This is a genomic window from Vreelandella sp. 21 (assembly GCF_050995515.1).
GTDB lineage: Bacteria > Pseudomonadota > Gammaproteobacteria > Pseudomonadales > Halomonadaceae > Vreelandella > Vreelandella alkaliphila.
In genome coordinates this window covers 1,760,668-1,775,066 of sequence record NZ_CP194673.1, presented here as the reverse complement: position 1 = coordinate 1,775,066, position 14,399 = coordinate 1,760,668, and the positions used below count along the sequence as shown (strand labels likewise).

General features: G+C 48.9%; 15 protein-coding genes. 3 read left to right on the top strand and 12 right to left on the bottom strand.

Going from position 1 to position 14,399, the window contains the following annotated elements:
- Positions 1-8: 8 nt before the first annotated feature.
- The 6 genes from thrS to ACN06F_RS08270 all read right to left on the bottom strand — a co-directional run bounded on the left by thrS (position 9) and on the right by ACN06F_RS08270 (position 6,341).
- Positions 9-1,931, bottom strand: coding sequence for a threonine--tRNA ligase (thrS, locus tag ACN06F_RS08295; protein WP_038483914.1), 1,923 nt, complete (start codon positions 1,929-1,931; stop codon positions 9-11).
- Positions 1,932-2,145: 214 nt separating this feature from the next.
- The gene (locus ACN06F_RS08290; protein WP_038483911.1) at positions 2,146-3,015 is read right to left on the bottom strand and encodes an OmpA family protein; all 870 of its coding nucleotides are present in this window, start codon (positions 3,013-3,015) and stop codon (positions 2,146-2,148) included.
- A gap of 291 nt (positions 3,016-3,306) precedes the next feature.
- The gene (locus ACN06F_RS08285) at positions 3,307-3,774 is read right to left on the bottom strand and encodes a DUF2489 domain-containing protein (RefSeq protein WP_038483908.1); all 468 of its coding nucleotides are present in this window, start codon (positions 3,772-3,774) and stop codon (positions 3,307-3,309) included.
- A gap of 181 nt (positions 3,775-3,955) precedes the next feature.
- Positions 3,956-5,059 carry a COX15/CtaA family protein gene (locus ACN06F_RS08280; RefSeq protein ID WP_038483905.1) on the bottom strand — a complete coding sequence of 368 codons (1,104 nt, stop codon included), beginning with the start codon at positions 5,057-5,059 and terminating at the stop codon, positions 3,956-3,958.
- Positions 5,060-5,114: 55 nt separating this feature from the next.
- Entirely contained in the window at positions 5,115-5,621 is a 507-nt protein-coding gene (locus ACN06F_RS08275; protein ID WP_231656895.1) for a hypothetical protein, read from the bottom strand.
- A 9-nt stretch (positions 5,622-5,630) separates the two neighbouring features.
- Entirely contained in the window at positions 5,631-6,341 is a 711-nt protein-coding gene (locus ACN06F_RS08270; protein ID WP_120387002.1) for an SURF1 family protein, read from the bottom strand.
- Between ACN06F_RS08270 and ACN06F_RS08265 the strand changes: the two genes are divergently transcribed.
- Positions 6,340-6,531, top strand: a complete 192-nt coding sequence (locus ACN06F_RS08265; RefSeq protein ID WP_038483896.1) for a DUF2909 domain-containing protein — start codon at positions 6,340-6,342, stop codon at positions 6,529-6,531. The genes ACN06F_RS08270 and ACN06F_RS08265 overlap by 2 nt on opposite strands.
- A gap of 4 nt (positions 6,532-6,535) precedes the next feature.
- Here the strand turns inward: ACN06F_RS08265 and ACN06F_RS08260 are convergent, their stop codons facing one another.
- From ACN06F_RS08260 to ACN06F_RS08240, 5 genes are all read right to left on the bottom strand, one after another.
- Positions 6,536-7,393 (bottom strand): cytochrome c oxidase subunit 3, encoded by an 858-nt coding sequence (locus tag ACN06F_RS08260; RefSeq protein ID WP_433924998.1) that lies wholly within the window; start codon positions 7,391-7,393, stop codon positions 6,536-6,538.
- A complete protein-coding gene (locus tag ACN06F_RS08255) occupies positions 7,390-7,980 on the bottom strand; it encodes a cytochrome c oxidase assembly protein (RefSeq protein WP_433924997.1) in 591 nt (196 codons plus the stop codon). Before ACN06F_RS08255 ends, ACN06F_RS08260 begins: the two co-directional genes overlap by 4 nt.
- Before the next feature lie 36 nt (positions 7,981-8,016).
- A complete protein-coding gene (ctaD, locus tag ACN06F_RS08250) occupies positions 8,017-9,660 on the bottom strand; it encodes a cytochrome c oxidase subunit I (RefSeq protein WP_038483887.1) in 1,644 nt (547 codons plus the stop codon).
- A 36-nt stretch (positions 9,661-9,696) separates the two neighbouring features.
- A complete protein-coding gene (gene coxB / locus ACN06F_RS08245; protein ID WP_433924996.1) occupies positions 9,697-10,812 on the bottom strand; it encodes a cytochrome c oxidase subunit II in 1,116 nt (371 codons plus the stop codon).
- Positions 10,813-10,938: 126 nt separating this feature from the next.
- Positions 10,939-11,112, bottom strand: a complete 174-nt coding sequence (locus ACN06F_RS08240; RefSeq protein WP_084183706.1) for a DUF2970 domain-containing protein — start codon at positions 11,110-11,112, stop codon at positions 10,939-10,941.
- 132 nt (positions 11,113-11,244) lie between these two features.
- Here ACN06F_RS08240 and ACN06F_RS08235 point away from each other — a divergent pair, with 132 nt between their 5' ends.
- Both ACN06F_RS08235 and ACN06F_RS08230 read left to right on the top strand, forming a co-directional pair.
- Entirely contained in the window at positions 11,245-11,604 is a 360-nt protein-coding gene (locus ACN06F_RS08235) for a hypothetical protein (protein WP_038483881.1), read from the top strand.
- A gap of 92 nt (positions 11,605-11,696) precedes the next feature.
- A complete protein-coding gene (locus ACN06F_RS08230; protein ID WP_038483878.1) occupies positions 11,697-11,912 on the top strand; it encodes a hypothetical protein in 216 nt (71 codons plus the stop codon).
- A gap of 41 nt (positions 11,913-11,953) precedes the next feature.
- Here the strand turns inward: ACN06F_RS08230 and hrpB are convergent, their stop codons facing one another.
- The gene (hrpB, locus tag ACN06F_RS08225; RefSeq protein ID WP_433924995.1) at positions 11,954-14,389 is read right to left on the bottom strand and encodes an ATP-dependent helicase HrpB; all 2,436 of its coding nucleotides are present in this window, start codon (positions 14,387-14,389) and stop codon (positions 11,954-11,956) included.
- Positions 14,390-14,399 lie beyond the last annotated feature (10 nt).

Below are 14,399 nucleotides of genomic sequence, written 5' to 3'. Positions count from 1 at the left end.
CCGTCTCCTTAGGCAATTGACGATGTCGCCAGGGCTGCTCGCTCTGCACTGCAACGTTCGATGAATTCATCGACTGTCATTGTGCCGAGGTTTTCGCCGCTGCGAGTTCGCACGGCCACTGAGTCAGCTTCGACTTCCTTATCTCCCACCACAAGGAGATAGGGAACTTTCTGTAACGTATGCTCACGGATTTTAAAGCCGATCTTCTCGTTCCTCAAGTCCGCTTTAACTCGTAAGCCATTTTTTTGCAGCCGTTGCTCCAACTCAAGCGCATAATCACGCTGCGCATCAGTAATGGTCATCAACACAGCTTGCTGAGGTGCCAACCATAGCGGCATCGCACCAGCATAGTGCTCAATTAAGATTCCCAAGAACCGCTCAAAAGAACCTAAGATAGCACGATGAAGCATCACTGGGGTCTTTCGTGTCCCATCTTCATCAACGTATTGCGCGCCTAAGCGCCCTGGCAAATTAAAATCTAACTGTAGAGTACCACATTGCCAAACACGATTCAGGCAATCACGCAGAGCGAATTCAATTTTCGGGCCATAAAAAGCCCCCTCTCCTGGCTGAAGCTCCCAATCAAGCCCTGTCGCATTGAGCGCAGCTTCAAGCCCCTGCTCTGCTCGATCCCACATCTCTGCTTCACCAAGAAAGTCCTCAGGTCGAGTTGACAGCTTGAGTTCAACATCCTCAAAACCAAGCGTTTTATAAACTTGCAGGGTAAGCGCAATAAATGCTTCTGCTTCTGCCTGAATTTGACCTTCGGTACAAAAAATATGCGCATCATCTTGAGTAAAGCCACGAACGCGCATCAGACCATGCAATGAGCCCGACGGTTCATTCCGGTGGCAGCTACCAAACTCTGCTAAACGTAACGGTAAATCGCGGTAGCTTTTCAGTCCCTGATTAAATACCTGTACATGACAGGGACAATTCATAGGCTTAACAGCATACTCACGTTTTTCTGACTCAGTGGTAAACATGAGCTCACTGTAGTGCCCCCAGTGGCCCGATTTCTTCCACAACGAAAGATCTACTACTTGCGGCGTTTTAATCTCTTGATAACCATGCGCTCGCTGAATTTTCCGCATGTAATCTTCCAATGCCTGGTACATCGTCCAGCCATTGGGGTGCCAAAAAACCATGCCTGGCGCTTCTTCTTGCAAATGGAAAAGATCCATCTTGCGTGCCAATTTGCGATGATCTCGCTTTTCGGCCTCTTCTAGGCGCTTCAAATAAGCTTTGAGCTGCTTCTTATCGCCCCATGCTGTACCGTAAATACGTGTCAGCATGGGGTTTGAGGCATCTCCACGCCAATATGCGCCAGCTAACTTTGTTAGCTTGAAAGCTTTCAGGTGACGCGTATTCGGCACGTGCGGCCCACGGCACATGTCGGTGTATTCTTCGTGATGATACAAACGTATTGTTGCACCCTCAGGTATATCGCGAACAATTTCCTGTTTGAACGTTTCGCCACGCTCAATAAACGTTTTCATCGCCTCGTCGCGATCAACGTACTCACGCACGACATCGTAATCACGCTCAATAAGTGCTTGCATGCGTTTTTCGATAGCTTCCAAGTCGTCAGGCGTTACCGACTTGCCGAAATCAATATCGTAATAAAAACCATCGTCAATTACTGGCCCAATGGCCATTTTGGCATCAGGATATAGCTGCTTAACCGCATGTCCAATCAAGTGGGCACAGGAATGGCGGATAATCTCAAGCCCTTCGGGGTCACGGGCGGTAATTATCGCCACTTCAGCATCTTGCTCGATCAAATCAGCAGCATCGACCAATACACCACCAATCTTGCCAGCCACACAGGCCTTGGCCAAACCAGGGCCAATGGATTCTGCAAGCTGCATGATAGAAAGTGGTGCTTCGAACGTTCTTTGGCTGCCATCCGGCAATGTTACTATGGGCATTAAGTATTCCTTGAGCGCAGTGGTGATCCATACCAAGGATCACATTTCGCTATCAATGATCGAGAGTATTAGGTGCTTTTTGAGGGTTGCCCAGCCTACCAGAATTTAGCAAGCCGTAAAATAAAACGGGAGGCATAAGCCTCCCGTTCCGTACTTAAAGGGCATTAATCACTGGCACAATGGCCCACCCCTTTAATGAAAAGCGATGCGTGACTTAGTTCCACTCATCCATTTCTACACGACGGTTTTGTGCACGACCCGCATCGGTATCATTGCTAGCAACCGGACGCTCTTCGCCGTAGCCAACAGCACGCATACGGTTGACACCTACGCCACGCTGGGCAAGGTAAGCAGCAACGGATTCCGCACGACGCTGCGACAGGTTTTTGTTGTACTGAGCAGAACCGCGAGAGTCAGTGTGGCCTTCAATACTCACACGCACATCAGGATTATTGACCAGGCGCTCTGCAACACCGTCCAGAACACTTCGTGCTTGGGCAGTTAACTGTGCAGAGTCAAACTCAAAGTTTACGTCCTGCAACACAACGCTGTCAGGGCAACCCAGTGAGTTAACTGCAACACCTGCAGGAGTATTGGGGCACTGATCGCGATAATCCGGCACGCCGTCGTTATCAGAATCGAGTGGGCAGCCATTTGCATTAACAGCTACACCAGCAGGAGTTCCCGGGCACTGGTCACGGTAATCTGGCACACCGTCACCATCGGAGTCCAGCGGGCAGCCTTCAGCATCAACTGCAACACCTGCGGGCACTTCCCCATAGCTTGGGCACTGCGGTGCTACTGGCTCAGGCGTACGGTCTGCACATAGCAGGCCACCGATCGCTGCACCAGCAGTTGCGCCAATAGCGGTATTTTCATCTTCGTCAGAATTGCCGCTAGTAGCGTAAGCAATACTGCCGCCGATAACACTGCCTGCCAATCCGCAAACGAAGGGATGTTGATACCAATCGCGGTCGCTACTTGCGCTGGTTTGACCAGATGATTGTGATGCTGAGCTGGCACAGCCTGATAAACCTACTACCAGTGCAGAACCGATTAGCAAGCCAGTCGTTGATTTTTTCATGCAAGACTCCTTCTTGATCCAATGCTGACATGGTCATAAGACCAAATCTATCCCAATGCTTCTAATTTGCGAGAGCATCCATTTTTCGCTGCTCAGCATCATGGCAATATTGTACTTTCACCATAAGGCTGAACGTTTGCCTATGATTAACGTTTAATCACCAGAAGGCAACAATGCCGAGATATCAACTTCTTGCCAATACCGACATTTTCAGCATAGCAAAATTGACGCAATAAGCGTCAAAAAACATAGGTTATCGTACTTATAGCCCCCTATGCTCGTTAAACAAGGTTAATGAAGGCCAGCAGATCCTTTAGACCTCCAGTCAATTACCTTTTTCGCTGCCTCAAGTACGGCAGGACGCATTTCATTCTCAACCGCAAGGCGCTCTTTATCTTCTTGCATTCGCTCTCGTGGCGTCAATTGCTTACGTGCAGAATGAGTTTTTAAATGCCGAGTACGATTGTATACCTCTGCAAACGCTTGAAAGTCTGGACGCTCTGTTAGGCTGGAATCAATAATCTCAAGCAAAACTTTGCATCGCCAAGACCCTTCTGTAATGTCAACTTGCTCTTGCACAAGCGCGCTAACTACAAAATCAAGATTTTCCAGGCTGTTTTGATGGGCACGACGCTCTTCATCCAGCCGAAATGCTTCTCGACGTTTAACCTCTTGGCGAAGTTTATAAGCATAAAAACCAAGCGCTGCAATGACAATAATTGCAACGATGAATAACAACAACGCTCCTGTGGAACTCATAACGCTCCTTTCACAACGGAGAGGTAGAAAGCTTGACGACAATTGTACTCCCTATTACCCCAATGAGACCACTCTCACTATTTCTTCACCTCTGCTTCCGCATAAAACTAAGGATTACACAGCAACGTTTTTCATTATCCACTCCGTAATAACCATTATTATTTTTGACGAAGCAAAACCTCTAGTTACCATCGTACGTCGAGAAAACCTGAGATGACTTTAGATAATTCACTTCATTAAGATGCTGATTAGAAGGATATTTCCAGCACCAGACAGCCCACCCCATACTCAAGGTCAAGGCAACCGCTCCAGCGGTATGTAACAAAGCCAGCCATAGAGGAAGCCACAACAACACATTAGCAATGCCAAGCGCGACTTGGGCAAAATAAGCAATTACCACCAAGGTGAGCGCTCGCCCAACAGACGCAGCCGCACGATATCGCCACCATAGCGCTAACAAGACAATTCCGAGTAGAAGCGCTCCAATACGATGTATAACGTGAATTGCAGTACGTGCATCGGCATGTAGCTGCCCGTGTAAATAATTAGGACCGACCGTTTGTGTTAGGTGGAAGCCTTCACTTATATCCATTTCTGGCCACCACTGCGTATTACAGGTCGGGAATCCTTGGCAGGCAATACCTGCATAGTTGCTGGTTACCCAGCCCCCTAAAGCAAGCTGCAAAACTAATATCAACACGCCTATTACCCAGAGCGCATTAGCATTCTTAAATAGAGAGGTATAACGTGTGGGAGAAGAAGTATGGTCGGTAGAGGTAGGTACAGGCCTTGTCAAGCTGAGCCGAATTCGCAAATGCACCCAAAAAAACAGCATCAGTACACTTAGCCCACCCAACAAATGTAAAGTAACCACTTGTGGCCAAAGCTTTAGCGTCACTGTAAAAGCGCCAAACGCGCCTTGAAGCAGAATAACAACGAGCAAGGCAATACTTACTTTCCATGGAAACCCTGGACGCTTGCGCAATGAAAAACCTAGCGCCACTACGCTTAGAACAATAAGCCCTAAAAAACTTGCTACATACCGATGAGCCATCTCTACCCATGCTTTAAAAGGCACAAGAGGTACATCAGGATGTCGTAGAGCAGCATGCTCGGCATCAGGGACTAACAGCCGCCCATAACAGCCTGGCCAGTCTGGGCACCCCAAACCAGCGTCAACTAAGCGCGTCCATGCGCCAACTAGAATCACTAACGCTGTAAGCACAGTGCCGACCAAGGTTAAACGTTTCAGCCATTGTAAGCGCCGCTCAGTAGAATATGGCACGTTGCTTCCTTACGACCTGCGAGGTCGAGCATGCAGAGTAACGGTATATTGTTCGCTATAGCGGATTAACCTTAAACAAATGACGTATATCATCGAGAATATCAGCTGCGGGCACTGCATTATTAAATGACAACGCTGGCCTGCCGAAAGGATCCATTAGCCAGACGCTATTTTCTTCTCGCCATGCAGGTTCCACTCGCCAACGACTAACCTTTTCACCTGGAAGCTCTTGCGCACTCCCGCCTATTCGCAGCCGCTCTAACCGAGGGGCTTCTCGACCTAACGCTCGATGCAGACGCCACAATTCATCCATGCGCTCATCACAAAGAGAAGTACAGTCAAACACTAGTGTCCATGCATCATTTTTTTCAGGTTGAGTACTCAGAGGCCAATCATCTAGTGCGGGTACGCTGACATGCACTTGACCATGGGCAGTATCTTCACTAGGTATGCCTATTTGCCACGTCAACATCATCCACGCAGTAACAATAGGCGCCGCGAATGCTGCAAATATAAGCAACAATTTAACTCGCGGATAACGAACTGGCTGGCGTTGCTCCATGCTTTCCCCTCAGTAACCTGTAAGACTATCTTTTGTAAGACTATCTTTGCGCAGGCGACGCCCCCCCAACACCATGACTACTGTCGCAGCAAGCGCCAACCCCCACCATTGAAAAGCATAGCCAAGATGGCGACTAGGAGGCATCACGTTAGCTTCCCACCAGGGTGCAAACACCCCCTCACCCTGGTCAGCATGTAGCCAGCCGGTGTAAGTGAAGGCTGGCAGTGTTGACTCCCACGGGGTTAAGCTGATCTGCTGCAGTCTTAGCCCTTCCTTGTTTTTGCCATATAGCGGTCCGCCGGAGCGCGCAACCTGCCACTCGCCTGAAACGGTTACGCTGCCCTCTGGAGTGTCCGCTTGTGGCGCCGCCCTACTTGGCCCTGTCTCAATAAACCCTCGCTGAATAAGCCACAACTGATCAGAACTGTCTCGGAAAGGCGTTAACACAGCCACGCCCAGGCGCCCGTCCACAATGCGGTTATCCAGATAAAGCGTGTGATTAGCAAGGTACTCTCCTTGTAAATGCAGCTCAGATCCCTCTTCTGGCATAGCAGTAGGCGATTTAACCAAAGGCGCTGCCTCCCGAGCGGCTAACAAAACTCGCTTGTCAGCGGCACGCTCCCACTGCCATAGTCCTAGGAAGATACCTAGCGAAACTAATACGCCCCAAAACACACACCAGACGTATAGACGTTGCGACCCAAAAGAGGTTTTCGTCATGTGGTTAAAGCTGCTCATTGGCCTAGTTTTTATTGGAATAGTCGCTAGCTTAGCGGCCGGCGCAGGTTTTTTATTAAAGGATGACAGCAGCTCGCGACGGCTACTAGCATCCCTTAAATGGCGCATTGGGTTAACATGTCTACTCATGGCCTTGTTAGTGTTTGGCTTCTGGTCGGGAGATTTAGGCTAATTGATTAGAAAACGTATACAAAAATAAATAACCCAACCCATACAACATCTACAAAATGCCAATACCAACAAGATGCTTCAAAACCAAAATGATGATCTTGGGCAAAGTGCCCTTTATGTATACGTATCAGCATGCTGGTTAAAATTAACGTACCTATAATGACATGAACGCCGTGAAAGCCCGTTAGAATAAAGAAAGTAGCGCCGAAGATCCCTGCTTCAAGCGTAATACCATAATGGTTGTAGGCTTCATAATATTCGACGCCCTGAATCATAATAAAACAGCAGCCCAGCAATACAGTACCTGCCAGCCAGTTTCTGCACGTCTTACGTTCGCCTAATTTCAAAGCTTCATGTGCAACCGTCAATGTAATGCTCGACGTTACCAAAATTAGTGTATTGACGAGCGGCAATTGCCATGGACTTAAGACACTATCCGGGCCAGCCACCGACGAATCAGGAGGGTTTAACAACGGCCACTGAGCGACAAAATCAGGCCAAAGCAACGCAGAAACACCTTTTGCTCCTTCACCACCTAACCAGGGTATAGCGAACGTTCTTACGTAGAACAGGGCACCAAAGAAAGCCGCAAAAAACATCACTTCAGAAAAAATAAACCAGCCCATCCCCCATCGGAACGAGCGATCCATCTGGGCATCGTACAATCCGCTCATTGACTCGTGAATAACATCTCTGAACCAAAACCCCATAACTGTAATGACACAAGCCATACCGATTAGCATGAGCGGGGTACCCGTGTCGTACACAAGTTTAATTCCTGTACCCACCATCATAGCCCCGAGCGCCAGCGAGCCTAGGATAGGCCATCGACTCGTTGCAGGAACATAGTAGCCGCCACTCATATCGAATCCCCTATCGTTTTGTTGTCATTCTTCGAGATGTCTTTTACTAAGTGATGAACCGGATACAAGGTATATACCAGCGTTATCGTATTAATATCCTCTGGAAGGTCACGCGCCAGCTGGAATATCAGAGGAATCGTCAAACGCTCATCCCCTTGAAGCTGCTGCTCCTGGAAACAGAAACAGCTTACTTTTCTTAAATGCGTCGTAGCGCTTGAAGGAGAAACGCTAGGTACAGCCCGCCCCCAACTTTCGACATGACTGTTGTTAGTAAACGTAAAATCAACTTCAGCTGTTTGGCCCGGATGCACTCGCATTTGGCGGTTTTCGACGCTCATTCGCCATGGCAACCCCGCGCTACCTCGGGTAATGAACTGCACGGTAATATAGCGGGACTGATCAACTTCTTCATGAATAATGGCTTTAGCCGTTGTATCCACTTTGCCATTAAGGCCCGTCACACTACAAAACACGTCGTAAAGAGGAACCAGTGCGAATGCAAAGGCAAACATCCCAATTAGCGCCGCCACTGTACGAATGACTGTCCGTTTAACCCCAAGTGATTGCACCGTATCGTTGACTGCCATATATCCCCCTAGACCATTTTGCTGATGGGCAGCTAATTAGTCATGGTGATGAGTACGGTTAAATACTGGCGGTGTTTCAAAGGTGTGCAACGGTGCCGGACTGGGGACGCTCCACTCTAGGTCTTCTGCACCTTCCCAAGCTTTTGCAGGTGCTTTTTTACCTCCTCTCACACACATCACCACAACCAATACAAACATCAGCTGTGACGCACCAAAAAAGAAGGCACCAATGCTGGAGAGCATATTGAAATCCGCAAATTGTAATGCATAGTCGGGGATGCGCCTTGGCATGCCCGCCAAGCCTGCGAAATGCATAGGGAAAAACGTTAGATTAACGCCAACAATAGAGCACCAGAAATGACATTGAGCAAGTCGCTCGTTAGGATAATAACCTGTCCATTTGGGTAGCCAATAATAGACGCCAGCCATAATGGCAAAAATAGCACCGGGTACTAGCACATAATGAAAATGCGCCACGACAAAGTAGGTATCGTGGTATTGGAAATCCGCAGGCGCAATTGCCAACATTAGTCCTGAGAAACCGCCTATGGTGAACAGAACCACGAAAGCCAAAGCAAACAGCATGGGCGGTTCAAAACTGATCGAGCCGCGAAACAGCGTGGTCACCCAATTAAACACTTTCACGCCTGTGGGCACGGCAATCAGCATGGTCGAGTACATGAAAAACAGCTCCGCTGTTAGCGGAAGACCGACGATAAACATATGGTGTGCCCACACTAAAAATGACAGCAGCGCGATAGCTGCCGTGGCATACACCATAGACGCGTATCCAAACAAAGGCTTACGCGCGAAAGTAGGTATGATGGCTGAGACAATACCAAAAGCTGGCAAAATCATGATGTAAACTTCAGGATGGCCAAAGAACCAAAATAAGTGCTGGAAAAGCACTGGATCACCACCACCCGCGGCGTCAAAGAAACTGGTACCGAAGTTAATATCCATCAGCATCATGGTAATAACGCCCGCTAGCACAGGCATTACCGCAATCAATAGAAAAGCCGTAATTAACCATGTCCATACGAACAGCGGCATATCCATCATGCGCATTCCAGGTGCGCGCATATTCAGAATGGTCGCAATAATATTTATAGCCCCAAGAATCGAGCTAATGCCTGCAATGTGCAGGGCTAAAATAAAAAATGTTGTGGAGGCAGGTGCGTAAGTCGTCGATAACGGCGCATAAAATGTCCAGCCAAAATTAGGCCCACCGCCCGGCATTAAGAGCGTAGAAAGTAGCAATGTAAACGCCACCGGAAGCAACCAGAAACTAAAGTTATTAAGCCTGGGCAGCGCCATATCCGGCGCACCAATCTGAAGCGGAATCATCCAATTGGCTAGCCCAGTAAACGCTGGCATTACCGCAGCAAACACCATGATTAATCCATGCATGGTGGTCATTTGGTTGAAAAATTCTGGCTCTATAAGCTGTAAACCAGGTTGAAATAGCTCGGCTCTCACCACTAGGGCAAATATGCCTCCAACAAAAAACATGGTGAGAGAAAAAATCAGGTAAAGAGAACCAATTTCTTTATGGTTGGTGGTCAGAACCCATCGCAGTATCCCTTTGGGCTGAGCCGCATGGTCGTGATGAGAATGACCGCCAGCCGCTGCAGTAGAGCTGTGTTGCAGCGAGTGTTGAGGAGGTAGTTTGGGCGCCATGAGCATCTCCGCCTGATTTATTGTTAGTACCTTAAATTATTGTGCGATACGTTCGGCCACCGTAGCTGGCTGCACCACATCACCTGTCTCATTGCCCCAAGCATTGCGGGTATAAGTAACAACAGCGGCTATTTCGACAGGGTTTAACGTACTGCGGAATGCCGGCATAGCAGCGCCAGAAACACCGTTAATAACCCGATTCATATGCCAATCTAAATCACTAATCAGTTGATTATTATTGGCTAGTGCAGGAAATGCTGGTGGCGCCCCCTGGCCTTCGCTTTGGTGACAGGAAGAACAGATAGCCTGATAAACGGTCTCTCCCCGCGCCATCAAATCCTCCATCTCCCACTCCCGGTCAACCCCCATAGCCTCTTGCTCTGCGGCTTCTTTTCGTTCTGCCAACCATGCTTCGAACTCTTCTTCTTCCATCGCATGCACAACCACTGGCATAAACCCGTGGTTAACGCCACAAAGCTCAGCACACTGGCCACGATAGATGCCCGGTTCATTAATTTTCACCCAATTCTCATTGATAAACCCAGGAATCGTATCCTGCTTAACGGCTAGTTCAGGCACCCACCAAGAGTGAATAACGTCATCCGACGTCATTAAAAAACGCACTTTACGATTAATTGGCAGTACCAATGGCTCATCTACGTCTAATAAATAGTGCTCATCTCTCGCCTCCTCGCCACGAATTTGTGCTCTTGATGTACTCATATTGGAGGTAAACGCAACATCTTCACCAAGGTATTCGTAGCGCCAGCGCCATTGTTGGCCAGTAATCATCACATCTAAATCAGCTTCTGAAGAATCGTACATACTCTTCAACGTCGCCGTCGCAGGCACGGCCATGCCAACCAAAATCAGAATAGGAATAGCGGTCCAAAGAATTTCAACAGAGGTGTGCTCATGAAAATTCGCCGCTTTTTCCCCTTTTGAGTGTCTGTATTTAAATAGTGAGTAAAACATCACCCCAAACACAATCACCCCAATGACCACGCATACCCAAAAAATCGCCATATGCAGACCAAAAATATCTTGGCTGATATCGGTGACCCCAACAGGCATATTCCAGCTATTAGCATGAGCTTGAGTGATACTGAAGGCACTGGTAATGGTTAGCAGCCATTGCCACGATAGATGCATAGAAACCTCCGTTATTATTGTTGTTCTCGCCAATCCGTTTACTTAGGTCAGGATTAACTGATTAACGTCAGTATAGAAAACATGTGGCATTCGTCACGCACAACTATCGTGGGGTGTATCAACGCTTCATCGCGACGCAATCACTGCAATCCCAACCAAGATCAAAACAAATACGAGCGTGATCACAATTCCCACTACAATAAAGGCAGCGGGGTTACCGCTAGAAAAATCCTGTTGCCGCTTGAGGTCATTTTGTACGCCTAGCAGTGCTGAAAGTACTGATTTAACGACTGACCACATTGAGCCTCTCCTCGTTATCACGTATCGCGTTGCCTAAATGAGCAACTCTTCTGCAGAGCTTTAGCTATAGTTGAAGATAGGAGAACCTGTGAAGAATGCCTCACAAATTGAAAAACTCGATAGGAACCTACTATGGACCATACAAACAAAAAGCAGCCCTCATCCGTCAACGACACGAACCAAGATATCGCAGCTTGGTGGCAGCATTACTGCCTATTGAGCACCATGCCAATGGTACGTTGTCAGATTGCGTGGCTTGAGAGCGTGACAGAAGCCATGCAGCTGGAGGCCGAGCTTTTCCAAGCTATCGCTAAAAGTAGCGAAAAACTGACGCTATGCCTGACTGATGACAAAGAAAACTGCAGCGCTAAGGAACTCACTGAGCATTACCAAGAAATGGTCAAAACGCTTACCGACGCTAACCTTGAGCGTTTTGCTAAGGTATCCCAGCTTTCCCATGAGTTTCGACGTAGTCTTTGGGAAGAAATCTAACAATTTGGGATTAAGCTTGCGACTTACTGTCGTGCCATTCACACTACGCACGCTTTGCTAAGAGCAGCTTTTGACTGGTGATGGAGCCTAATATGCCCAAATGTCGTGGATTTATTTCGTTGTTCTCATTAATGACCGTGGTCTTAGTATCGTTGACTGGCTGCACAACTTACACTTGGCCGGATGGCTCGCAGGAGACTGTGCTGGGTGTGCCTCCAGAAGAAGAAAACCGGCGTTATGAAGAGCAACGTGCCGACGGAGTACGCTATCGCGTGCCAGGTAAAATACCTGAAGAGCAAACGCAATGACCTTCTTCGATCTGGCTTCTCTTTAAACGGTGTTATTAACTTTACCTTCGTTTCGTAGATGCCGTTGCTTGAGCGGTAATTGGATCTTCTGGCCAGGGGTGTTTAGGGTAGCGGCCACGCATCTCTTTACGCACCTCTGGGTAGCCATTCAACCAAAAACTGCGTAAATCCTGAGTAACTTGAAGCGGCCTTTTTGCCGGTGAAAGCAGATGAATGACAACAGACACATGACCGTCCGCTACGGCGGGAGTATCCTGCCAACCAAACGCTTCCTGTAACTTCAAAGCAAGCACTGGCGGCCTTCCTGCTAGGCAGGACTCATAATCAATTGTTGCTTGATTACCACTAGGAGCCATTAATGCCGATGGCGTTAAACGCTCAAAACGGGTTTGCTCATCCCAGCTGAGTGTTGCCATTAAGTAGTTATGGAACGGCATTTTTTCTAGCTGATTGAAACGTGTAATACCCGTCATGTAGGGTGCCAGCCAAACATCTAAGCTGTCTAATAGCGCGCTTTCTGACCAGTCAGGCCATGCATTAGAATAAATACTCGCCACTAGCGCCATTCGCCCCTGTAATTGCTTAACCTTGCCATTAAAAAGCGCTGCTGGTCGTTGCTTTAGTGCTCGCAGCAACGCCTGTTGGACCGCCTCTCCTGATAACTCCGCTAAAGGCCGACTTGCCAACACAAGTTCACCATGGCGCTGAACAGCTTCACCAAGCAGCTTTCCTTGGGCATCTGACCAAGTAACACGCTCCTCCCACTGTTGAGTTGCCGGGTAAAGGTCATTAAGCGCTGTCTGAGCAATCGGTTCTGCCAGATAAATTGCTGCCTCACTACTGGCACTCTCTACGCTAACGGCGACGATAAATGCTTCATTCGCTAGGGGGTGGCTAACGGAGAGCGTGGCAGTTTTGCCATTGGCAAGCTTGAACCGACCTGGACTGATGAATTGACCAACGCGATCCGGGTAAGCCATCGCCAGCAGATAGCTAAGCGGCTCAAGCGGTAGCTTATGTGGCACCTGAAGGCTAGCCATGTCCATAAGACGCTTGGTTTCTCGTTGCCAGTGAGGAAATCGCCAGGGTTGGCTGAGCCGCTGAGCCAGCGCATCTCTTAGCGAGCCACTGACACGCTCTCTACCCTCTAGCAGAGCTGCTAAAGCACAGGCAAGCGGTAATGCATTCAATGACACTGCCTTTGACAGCATGACCGCTAAACGAGGTTCAAGCGGCCAACGCGCACTTTGCTTACCTAGTGGTGTTAATAAACCCGCTGTATCAAGAATGCCAAGCTGACGAAGCAAAGCCTGGCTACTTTGCCATGCACCGCTAGGCGGTGGTGTCATCCAAATTAACTCTTCAGGCGATCGCGCTCCCCATACGGCAACCTCAAGCGCAAGTTTTGATAAATCAGCTTGGGCAATCTCAGGTTCACCGTAAGCAACCAGTGGCTGCTCTTGAGACCACAAGCGATAACATACACCCGGCTGTTGCCGCCCTGCACGACCACGACGTTGATCAGCGCTGGCACGATTGACACGCCGAGTAGTTAGTCGAGTGAGCCCAGTTCGCGGCTGAAACAACGGCACACGCTCCAAGCCAGCGTCAATGACCACATTAACACCATCAACTGTCACGCTGGATTCCGCAATGGCCGTCGATACAATCACCCGCCGGCGAGTTTCGTGTAACTTCAATGCTGCTTGCTGCGCCTCGATAGGCATGCCGCCATGTAATGCGCACACCTCAATATCAAAGGTGCTATTTTCCAGCATTTGCACTAGCCGTGTTATCTCTGCCACCCCAGGTAAAATCACCAACACGTCGCGGCTATCGGCATTCGCCAAGGCTTCGGTTACCACTCGGTAAGCGGCAGTGTCTAACGCTTCATCACTGCTAAAAGGGCGATAATAGGTTTCAATTGGGAATTCACGCCCCGTACTTTCAATCACGGATGTATCGCTGCCCAATACGCTTTTTAACGCAGCAACATCTAACGTCGCAGACATCACCATCAGTCGTAAGTCATCGCGAATGCTTTGCTGAATATCCAGCGATAGCGCCAGCCCAAGATCTGCTTCTATGCTGCGCTCATGAAACTCATCGAAGATGATACCGGCGACGCCTTCGAGCAACGGATCGTCTTGCAACATACGCGTCAGGACGCCCTGGGTGACCACCTCCAAGCGTGTTTGCGGGCCCGCTTTGCTGTCCCCTCGCATACGATAGCCAACTGTCTTACCGACAGGCTCATCAAGCTGCGCGGCCATAAAGCTTGCCGCCAAACGAGCCGCTACCCGTCGAGGCTCTAACAACACTATCTTCTGGCCCTGCGCCCACTGGCTGTTCAGCAAGGTCAGCGGAACGCGGGTTGTCTTACCCGCTCCCGGCTGGGCGATTAAGATTAGGCGGTTATGTGCAGAGAGAGCCGCCTGAATCGGCTTGAGGTGCTGTTCAATTGGAAGTGTAGACATCGCCAATATG

Coding starts and splice junctions, on each gene's coding strand:
- ACN06F_RS08255 (WP_433924997.1), bottom strand. CDS start 7,980: ATGGCAGTCAACGATACGGTGCAATCACTTGGGGTTAAACGGACAGTC.
- ACN06F_RS08290 (WP_038483911.1), bottom strand. CDS start 3,015: ATGAAAAAATCAACGACTGGCTTGCTAATCGGTTCTGCACTGGTAGTA.
- ACN06F_RS08240 (WP_084183706.1), bottom strand. CDS start 11,112: ATGTGGTCAGTCGTTAAATCAGTACTTTCAGCACTGCTAGGCGTACAA.
- hrpB (WP_433924995.1), bottom strand. CDS start 14,389: ATGTCTACACTTCCAATTGAACAGCACCTCAAGCCGATTCAGGCGGCT.
- thrS (WP_038483914.1), bottom strand. CDS start 1,931: ATGCCCATAGTAACATTGCCGGATGGCAGCCAAAGAACGTTCGAAGCA.
- ctaD (WP_038483887.1), bottom strand. CDS start 9,660: ATGGCGCCCAAACTACCTCCTCAACACTCGCTGCAACACAGCTCTACT.
- ACN06F_RS08265 (WP_038483896.1), top strand. CDS start 6,340: ATGTGGTTAAAGCTGCTCATTGGCCTAGTTTTTATTGGAATAGTCGCT.
- ACN06F_RS08230 (WP_038483878.1), top strand. CDS start 11,697: ATGCCCAAATGTCGTGGATTTATTTCGTTGTTCTCATTAATGACCGTG.
- ACN06F_RS08285 (WP_038483908.1), bottom strand. CDS start 3,774: ATGAGTTCCACAGGAGCGTTGTTGTTATTCATCGTTGCAATTATTGTC.
- ACN06F_RS08275 (WP_231656895.1), bottom strand. CDS start 5,621: ATGGAGCAACGCCAGCCAGTTCGTTATCCGCGAGTTAAATTGTTGCTT.
- coxB (WP_433924996.1), bottom strand. CDS start 10,812: ATGCATCTATCGTGGCAATGGCTGCTAACCATTACCAGTGCCTTCAGT.
- ACN06F_RS08235 (WP_038483881.1), top strand. CDS start 11,245: ATGGACCATACAAACAAAAAGCAGCCCTCATCCGTCAACGACACGAAC.
- ACN06F_RS08260 (WP_433924998.1), bottom strand. CDS start 7,393: ATGAGTGGCGGCTACTATGTTCCTGCAACGAGTCGATGGCCTATCCTA.
- ACN06F_RS08270 (WP_120387002.1), bottom strand. CDS start 6,341: ATGACGAAAACCTCTTTTGGGTCGCAACGTCTATACGTCTGGTGTGTG.